At 39.8% G+C, this 6,958-nt stretch carries 7 protein-coding genes; 1 reads left to right on the top strand and 6 read right to left on the bottom strand.

The window, feature by feature from the left end; genetic code table 11:
* The 3 genes from ACTU7M_RS07670 to ACTU7M_RS07660 form a co-directional block, all read right to left on the bottom strand.
* Positions 1-482, bottom strand: a 482-nt coding sequence (locus ACTU7M_RS07670) for a sodium ion-translocating decarboxylase subunit beta (protein WP_443473796.1), incomplete at its 3' end; no start/stop codon positions are given.
* A 30-nt stretch (positions 483-512) separates the two neighbouring features.
* The gene (locus ACTU7M_RS07665; protein ID WP_443473795.1) at positions 513-914 is read right to left on the bottom strand and encodes a biotin/lipoyl-containing protein; all 402 of its coding nucleotides are present in this window, start codon (positions 912-914) and stop codon (positions 513-515) included.
* A 23-nt stretch (positions 915-937) separates the two neighbouring features.
* Positions 938-1,285, bottom strand: a complete 348-nt coding sequence (locus ACTU7M_RS07660; RefSeq protein WP_443473794.1) for a hypothetical protein — start codon at positions 1,283-1,285, stop codon at positions 938-940.
* A 274-nt stretch (positions 1,286-1,559) separates the two neighbouring features.
* On the opposite strand from ACTU7M_RS07660, the gene ACTU7M_RS07655 reads away from it, so the two are divergent.
* Positions 1,560-2,930, top strand: coding sequence for a CitMHS family transporter (locus ACTU7M_RS07655; RefSeq protein WP_443473793.1), 1,371 nt, complete (start codon positions 1,560-1,562; stop codon positions 2,928-2,930).
* Between the two features lie 197 nt (positions 2,931-3,127).
* Here the strand turns inward: ACTU7M_RS07655 and citG are convergent, their stop codons facing one another.
* From citG to pnp, 3 genes are all read right to left on the bottom strand, one after another.
* Positions 3,128-4,012 carry a triphosphoribosyl-dephospho-CoA synthase CitG gene (gene citG / locus ACTU7M_RS07650; protein ID WP_443473792.1) on the bottom strand — a complete coding sequence of 295 codons (885 nt, stop codon included), beginning with the start codon at positions 4,010-4,012 and terminating at the stop codon, positions 3,128-3,130.
* Positions 4,002-4,694, bottom strand: a complete 693-nt coding sequence (locus ACTU7M_RS07645) for a GntR family transcriptional regulator (RefSeq protein ID WP_443473799.1) — start codon at positions 4,692-4,694, stop codon at positions 4,002-4,004. The genes citG and ACTU7M_RS07645 overlap by 11 nt, the downstream gene beginning before the upstream one ends.
* 90 nt (positions 4,695-4,784) lie before the next feature.
* Entirely contained in the window at positions 4,785-6,890 is a 2,106-nt protein-coding gene (gene pnp / locus ACTU7M_RS07640; RefSeq protein WP_443473791.1) for a polyribonucleotide nucleotidyltransferase, read from the bottom strand.
* Positions 6,891-6,958 lie beyond the last annotated feature (68 nt).

The raw sequence follows: 6,958 nt of genomic DNA, 5'->3' as shown, positions 1-6,958 counted from the left end.
ATTGGTCCCAACAAATCAGGTGCCAAGGCATTCGCCACGAAAATGGACGTTGGGCCATCGGCTGCACCGATGATGCCGATAGATGCGGCTTGCTCCAAGTTGAAGCCAAACATCACAGCTACAATAATCGTAAAGAAGATACCAAATTGCGCTGCCGCACCAAACAAGAACATGAATGGATTTTGCAACAATGGACCAAAGTCAATCATTGCGCCGATACCGATGAAAATCAATAAGGGAAATAATTCCGTTTCAATTCCTGCTTCAAACAGGATATTCAAGACGCCTTTCATGTCGCTGCCTGCTTGCGTTACCAAACCTGAATTCGGGAAGTTTACCAAAATGGCTCCCAATCCCATTGGGACAAGCAATGTTGGTTCATATTCCTTTTTGATTCCTAAATACATCAACACCATTCCGATGACCATCATGGTTAGTTGGCCGGGTGTCACTGATAAAATACCTTGTACAATTGTATCCACTTATGTGTTCCTCCGTTCTATCTTTACAAATTAATTAATGAAAACGATGGGTTCACCAACATCGATTGGTGCACCTTTGGTTGCAGAAACTGCCGTAATCGTTCCTGCGCGAGGAGCCACAATTTCATTTTCCATTTTCATTGCTTCCAAAACTGCCACAACCTGGTTCTCTTCCACAACGTCACCTACCTTAACCTTGATATCCAGAATGTTTCCAGGCATTGGAGAAGTGATTTCCTCACCTTCACCACTTACTGGTTGAACGGGTGTTGTTGGTGCTGCTGGTGTTGTAGGTGCTACAGGTGCGGCTTGAGGAACAGGGTGTGTTGTTTCCACCACTTGATTTTGAAGTTGGGATGCCCCTGGGGTCAACTCTTCCATTTCTACCATATACTCTTTACCATTGATGTTAACTCTGAATTTTCTTAACATAATTTTTTCCTTCTTTCTCTTTTTTAGTTTATTCTTTCTATTTTTCTTAACACGAAGTTTGCATCTGGCTGGTCATTTGCGGCTATGGCACCCACAATAGCGGCAGCAATCTCTTTATCCGTATCAATTCGGGTAATTTTCTTAATATGAAACTTTTTTCCACTGTAATGCTCTGCTGCTATAGATGAGACAATGACAGAAACAATCTCTTTTTCTTCGTCATCAATTGGTAATGTGAAATCTACTTCACTTCTGGCAGCTGTATCTGGCTGCTTTTGCCGTATTTCAACTGAATCGGGTTTGAGAATTTCCGTTGAACGAGCACGTGTTACTTTTTGATCCGACTTTCTGAACCAATTAAATAATCCCATTTCGCTTCCCTCCTTTGCACTTCATGTTTACTCTTACATTATAAGAGAAAAGGCATACATAAACCTGTTTTTTAAGTGTCTTTGGTGTTTTAATGCTGGTTTACGCTTAAAACCCTTAGTTATCAAGCGTTTTACACACTGACTAATTCAGTAATGAACAAGAAACGCTTTCAAGTTAATTTTTTTTGGTGTTCTTTTCCTTTCTGTCTGTAGTTGGAAACGTTTTTTTACATTATACTAAACATGTTCAAAAAATTTCAAAGGAGTGAACAAAATGTTAACGTTTTTATCTTGGGGAATGATTATTGTCTTTATGGCGCTAATCATGAGAAAGAAACTGACACCTTTCTCAGCACTAATTTTAGTTCCAATTGCATTCGCACTAATTGGTTCTTTCTTCGGTCTTTATACCGAACAAGCTTCTGAATTACTGGAAGTGGCAAATCCTACCATTGTTGATCAAATTTTGGTTATTGGTGAATGGGCTGTTCAAGGGATTCAGTCTGTATCAACAACTGGTGTGATGTTACTATTTGCTATTCTATATTTCGCGATCATGCTTAATGCGGGACTGTTTGATCCTGTTACTAAAAAAATGATTCAATTTGCTAATGGTGACCCTGTCAAAGTATTAATCGCAACCGCTGTCGTTGCTGCATCCGTATCCTTGAATGGAGATGGAACGACGACTACATTAATCACATGTACTGCGTTTATTCCTATCTATAAAAAACTGGGCTTAAAGATGATGAACTTAGGTGTTTTGATTATCTTGATGAACACAATCATGAATCTATTGCCTTGGGGCGGACCTACAGCTCGGGTTATTTCTGTATTGAACCTTGATGAGCAAGAAATTTTACGTGCTCTAATGCCGGGTATGATTGCTTCTGTAATATTCATGCTGGGTGTTGCTTATTACATGGGTATTAAAGAAAGAAAACGCATTGGTGTAACAAAACTAACTAAAGAAGAAATCGAAGAATTAACTGCCGTGACGGATCCTGAAGAATTAGCTATGAGACGTCCAGAAAAAGTATGGATTAATGCAATTATGACTGTTGCTTTAATCGTTATGCTGATGGCTGGTACTTTCCCATCTGTATTCCTATTCTTGGTGGGTACTGCTCTCGCACTTGTGATTAACTATAGTTCATTGAAAGATCAAAAAAATCGTATCCAGGACAATGCTGGTGATGCTGTTCAGGTTGTAATTTTAGTTCTTGGTGCAGGTATTTTTATGGGGCTATTCACCGGTTCTGGCATGGCTGTTGCATTGGCAGAAAGTTTGACAGCTATCATCCCTCAAAGCTTCGGAAGATGGTGGGGACTGCTTACAGCTTTATTATCAGCACCTGGTACATTCTTCCTGTCCAACGATGCCTTTTACTATGGTGTGTTACCTGTATTATCGGAAGCCGGTGCTCAATATGGATTCACGGCTATGGAACTTGGGGTCGCTTCCCTCCTTGGACAAGCTTACCACTTGCTAAGTCCACTTGTTGCTTTCATCTATTTACTACTAAATCTAACAGGTTTGGATATGGGTGAATGGCAAAAAGAATCTGCTAAATGGGCGACTGGAATCTTTATCATTTTCATCGCTGTAGCAGCAATAACTGGTTCTGTTCCATTATTCAAATAAAAGAAAATCCAAAAAACCAACCTGGAAATTTTCCCAGGTTGGTTTTTTTAAATGGTTCTTGGTTATCTGGTGTTGGTGAAGGAAATGTCCTTCGGCCTGCGTGTTTGCTTGTGTACTGCCGTGGGACCGCCCTGAGCCTGTAGTCTGGGGGATTTCCGAGAAGAATACCTACCAACACCATTTATTATAAAGCCTTTTTAATCTATAATTTTTTCTACTTTACTTATCAAAATTGCAACGGAAAGTAAATCCGCGGATCCTCCTGGACTTATATTCAAGGCCATGAAATCCTGATTCATTTCTTTCACTTGTTCAATTGCTTCTCTTTGCGACATCCCTCCAGCTTGTATAAACGCTTTAGATCGTCTCTTTACGTCTTGCAGGGTTTCGATATTACTGCGATGGATAATATTAGAATCTTCAGTAGTAGCCATTAATAAAAATAAAGAATCCAACAATCGCTTATTTAAGTCCATTCCAACTGTTTTTCGTAAGTAAGGCAGTACTTCCACCATGACAGAGGGGAATCCTTGTTCAACCTCACCACGAACCCCAGTTATCCCATATTTTTGATAGAGTTTTTCGCCATGCGTCAAAAAGGCTTTTTTATGCAAATTAGAAAGTTCCCGACTTACTAAACCATCAGTAATTTCCTTGACAATCTCGATGACTGCTACTGTATCCCCGGCTGTAAAGTTGTTTACGTGAGGATTTCTTTGTAAATAAAGCCCGTATGAAGTTAAAAGAATCCCAAGCGAGAAAACAACCCCTTTATGGGTATTTATTCCCTTTGTTTCGTTAAACATGCGCTTCTCAGCCTCAATCCCAATTTTTCGAATGTGGGGTAATAGTTCTGAAAGGGCCCCATTATAGGTAAGGCCCAATTTAACGAGTTCTGAAAATGGTTCCTTAAAAGCAGTGGCGCTCTGGATAAAGGTATGGATATCCATATCCTTATGTGACCCAGCATCATGAGCATCCACCAATCCGGGTTTGGGAGTCAAAACGGCTTCGGTTAACAACGCTTGCTCTGCTAGAGTGCTGAGTTTAAGGCACCAATAATCTATCTTGTTATCTTCCATCTCGAGCTTCCCCTTCAACCATCTCCATAATGATATTATCCTTGGAATAGTCTAAATGCTTGGTGATAATCAGCGTGATACGTTCTTCATCACGGTCTCGCATTCCCTCATAAATCATCCAGTGTTCGCTAATCGCTTTATCACGACGCGCCTTCCCACGCAGGGAAATATCCCGGAAACGTTTTAAGTATTCACTTAAGGCCGTTACTATATGTGCCAAACGTGGCATTTTGCTAAAACGGTAAATCATGGCATTAAACTCTCCAAATAATTCCGTCACTAGCTTTACGTCATCGTTATTGTTTGCTTCGTCTGTTCTTTCCAACAATTCACGCAATTCTGCATAATCTTCCTCAGACATAATATGCATTGCATTCGTTGTTGCCAAAACTTCCAATACTTTACGGATTTTAAATATTTCAATGGCATCTCCAACCGTAATTTTCTTTACGACTGTCCCATATCCAGGAATCTTTTCCACTAATTGCTCTTTTTCAAGTCTACGGAGTGCTTCCCGGATAGGGGTACGGCTAATATTGAGTCTTTCAGCATACTCCTTTTCATTAATTCTATCCCCAGCTGGAATAATCCCCTGGATAATCGCTTGTCTCAAACCATTAAATACGCTTTCATTAATCGGTAAATTTTGCTTTAAATCTACTAATTTTATAACTGCTTCCATATAATCGTGCACTTAATATCTCCTCTCGAAACACATAAACAACAAATTAAATGAAGAAGTACGGAAATACCGTACTTCTTCCGTTTAATATTATTCTTGTTCTTCTAGTAATACCTTGCGGGATAGATTGATGCGACCTTGTCTATCGATTTCGATAACTTTAACCTTAATCTTGTCGCCAATTGCCAATACATCTTCAACTTGCTTGATTCTTTCTTTAGCAATTTCAGAAATATGAACAAGTCCATCTTTTCCTTTAGTGATTTCTACAAAAGCACCAAATTTTTCAATTCGTTTAACGGTACCTTCGTAAATTTCGCCAACTTTTACTTCATGAGTCAATTCTTCAATGATTTCTTTCGCACGTTGAATCATCGCTGCATCTGCAGAAGCAATGCTGACATTACCCTCTTGATCGATATCGATTTTGACACCTGTTTCCTCAATAATCTTATTGATTGTGTCGCCACCTTTACCGATAACAACTTTAATTTTATCTGGTTTGATTTGCATCATCTCAATTTTCGGTGCGTAAGGAGATAATTCTGTACGTGGTTCAGCAAGAACTGACTCCAGGTGATCCAGAATTTCGATACGTGCTTGTTTAGCTTGAATCAATGCTTCTTCCAGGATTTGGTCGGTGATACCATCAATCTTGATATCCATTTGCAAGGCAGTAATACCTTCTCTTGTACCAGCAACTTTAAAGTCCATATCACCCAAGTGGTCTTCCATACCTTGGATATCTGTCAAGATTGTGTAGTCTGTTTCGTCTTTAACAAGACCCATTGCGATACCAGCTACAGGTGCTTTAATAGGAACCCCTGCATCCATCAATGCTAATGTCCCCGCACAAATACTTGCTTGTGAAGAAGAACCGTTAGATTCTAAAACATCTGCCACCAAACGGATTGTGTATGGGAAATCTTCTGCATCAGGAATGACTTGTTTCAAAGCACGTTCCCCAAGTGCCCCATGCCCGATTTCACGACGTCCAGCTGAGCCGGCACGACCTGTGCTACCTACTGAGTATTGTGGGAAATTATAGTGATGAATGAAACGTTTGCTTTCTTCAACGCCTAAACCATCCAAAATTTGGTGCTCACCAAGTGGTGCCAAAGTAGCTGCGGAAATTGCTTGTGTTTGTCCACGCGTAAACATACCTGAACCATGAACACGTGGTAATAGACCTACTTCTGAATCCAAAGAACGGATTTCATCCAATTGACGGAAGTCCGGACGGATTTTGTCTACAGTAATCAGACGACGTACTTGCTCTTTTTCGATTCCATCCGCAATTTGATCGATTTCCTTGATGATATCCACGAAGTTTTCTGCTTCCATGTATTTCTCGGTAAAGTAATCAGTAATCTCAGCTTTAACCGCATCGATATTGTCATAACGCTCTAGTTTTTCTTTTGTTAGGATTGCGTCTTTCATTTTAGCACTGAATTTTTCATTTGCTTCTGCCACTAGTTCTGGATTATGGGAAAGTAATTTTACTTCCATTTTTTCTTTACCAATTTCAGCAACAATATGTTCCTGGAATTCACAAAGTTCTTTAACATTTTTATGGCCAAATAACAGAGCTTGCAACATATCTTCTTCAGCAACTACTTTGGCGCTACTTTCTACCATATTGATTGCTTCTTTTGTACCGGCAACAGTCAATTCGATATCAGACTCTTCCATTTGTGCTGGTGTCGGATTAAGAATAAGTTCACCGTTTACACGACCGACATTCACACCTGCAATTGGTCCACTGAAAGGAATATCAGAAATAGATAGTGCCAATGAAGACCCTAGCATTGCAGCCATTTCCGGTGTGCAATCTTGTTCCACAGACATTACTGTATTTGTAATTTGAACTTCATTACGGAATCCGTCGGCAAACATTGGACGAATTGGGCGGTCAATCATACGCGCTGTTAACGTTGCATGTTCACTTGGTCTACCTTCGCGTTTAATAAATCCACCAGGGATTTTACCCACTGCATACATTTTTTCTTCATAATTTACAGTTAATGGGAAGAAGTTAGTATCTTTTGGTTCTTTTGTTCCTACAGCGGCAGTCAATACTACCGTATCGCCATAACGTACCAAAACTGCACCATTTGCTTGTTTGGCTACTTGGCCAATTTCCACTTGTAATGGACGGCCTGCCCATTCCATTTGGAATACTTTCTTTTCTGTCATGCGTATAATCCCCTTTTAATTTACTTTCCTAAATTGCTGACTACTTAACAAAGGTCAAGGTTTCAATT

This window comes from Jeotgalibaca sp. A122 (assembly GCF_052266715.1).
In the GTDB taxonomy this organism is placed as follows: domain Bacteria; phylum Bacillota; class Bacilli; order Lactobacillales; family Aerococcaceae; genus Jeotgalibaca.
Note: the sequence above shows the minus strand (reverse complement) of the source record. Positions and strands in the feature narration are given on the sequence as shown.

What these genes read in the sequence shown, in the direction of transcription:
- ACTU7M_RS07660 (WP_443473794.1), bottom strand. Translation starts at nt 1,285, where the DNA reads ATGGGATTATTTAATTGGTTCAGAAAGTCGGATCAAAAAGTAACACGT.
- ACTU7M_RS07665 (WP_443473795.1), bottom strand. Translation starts at nt 914, where the DNA reads ATGTTAAGAAAATTCAGAGTTAACATCAATGGTAAAGAGTATATGGTA.
- ACTU7M_RS07655 (WP_443473793.1), top strand. Translation starts at nt 1,560, where the DNA reads ATGTTAACGTTTTTATCTTGGGGAATGATTATTGTCTTTATGGCGCTA.
- citG (WP_443473792.1), bottom strand. Translation starts at nt 4,012, where the DNA reads ATGGAAGATAACAAGATAGATTATTGGTGCCTTAAACTCAGCACTCTA.
- pnp (WP_443473791.1), bottom strand. Translation starts at nt 6,890, where the DNA reads ATGACAGAAAAGAAAGTATTCCAAATGGAATGGGCAGGCCGTCCATTA.
- ACTU7M_RS07645 (WP_443473799.1), bottom strand. Translation starts at nt 4,694, where the DNA reads ATGGAAGCAGTTATAAAATTAGTAGATTTAAAGCAAAATTTACCGATT.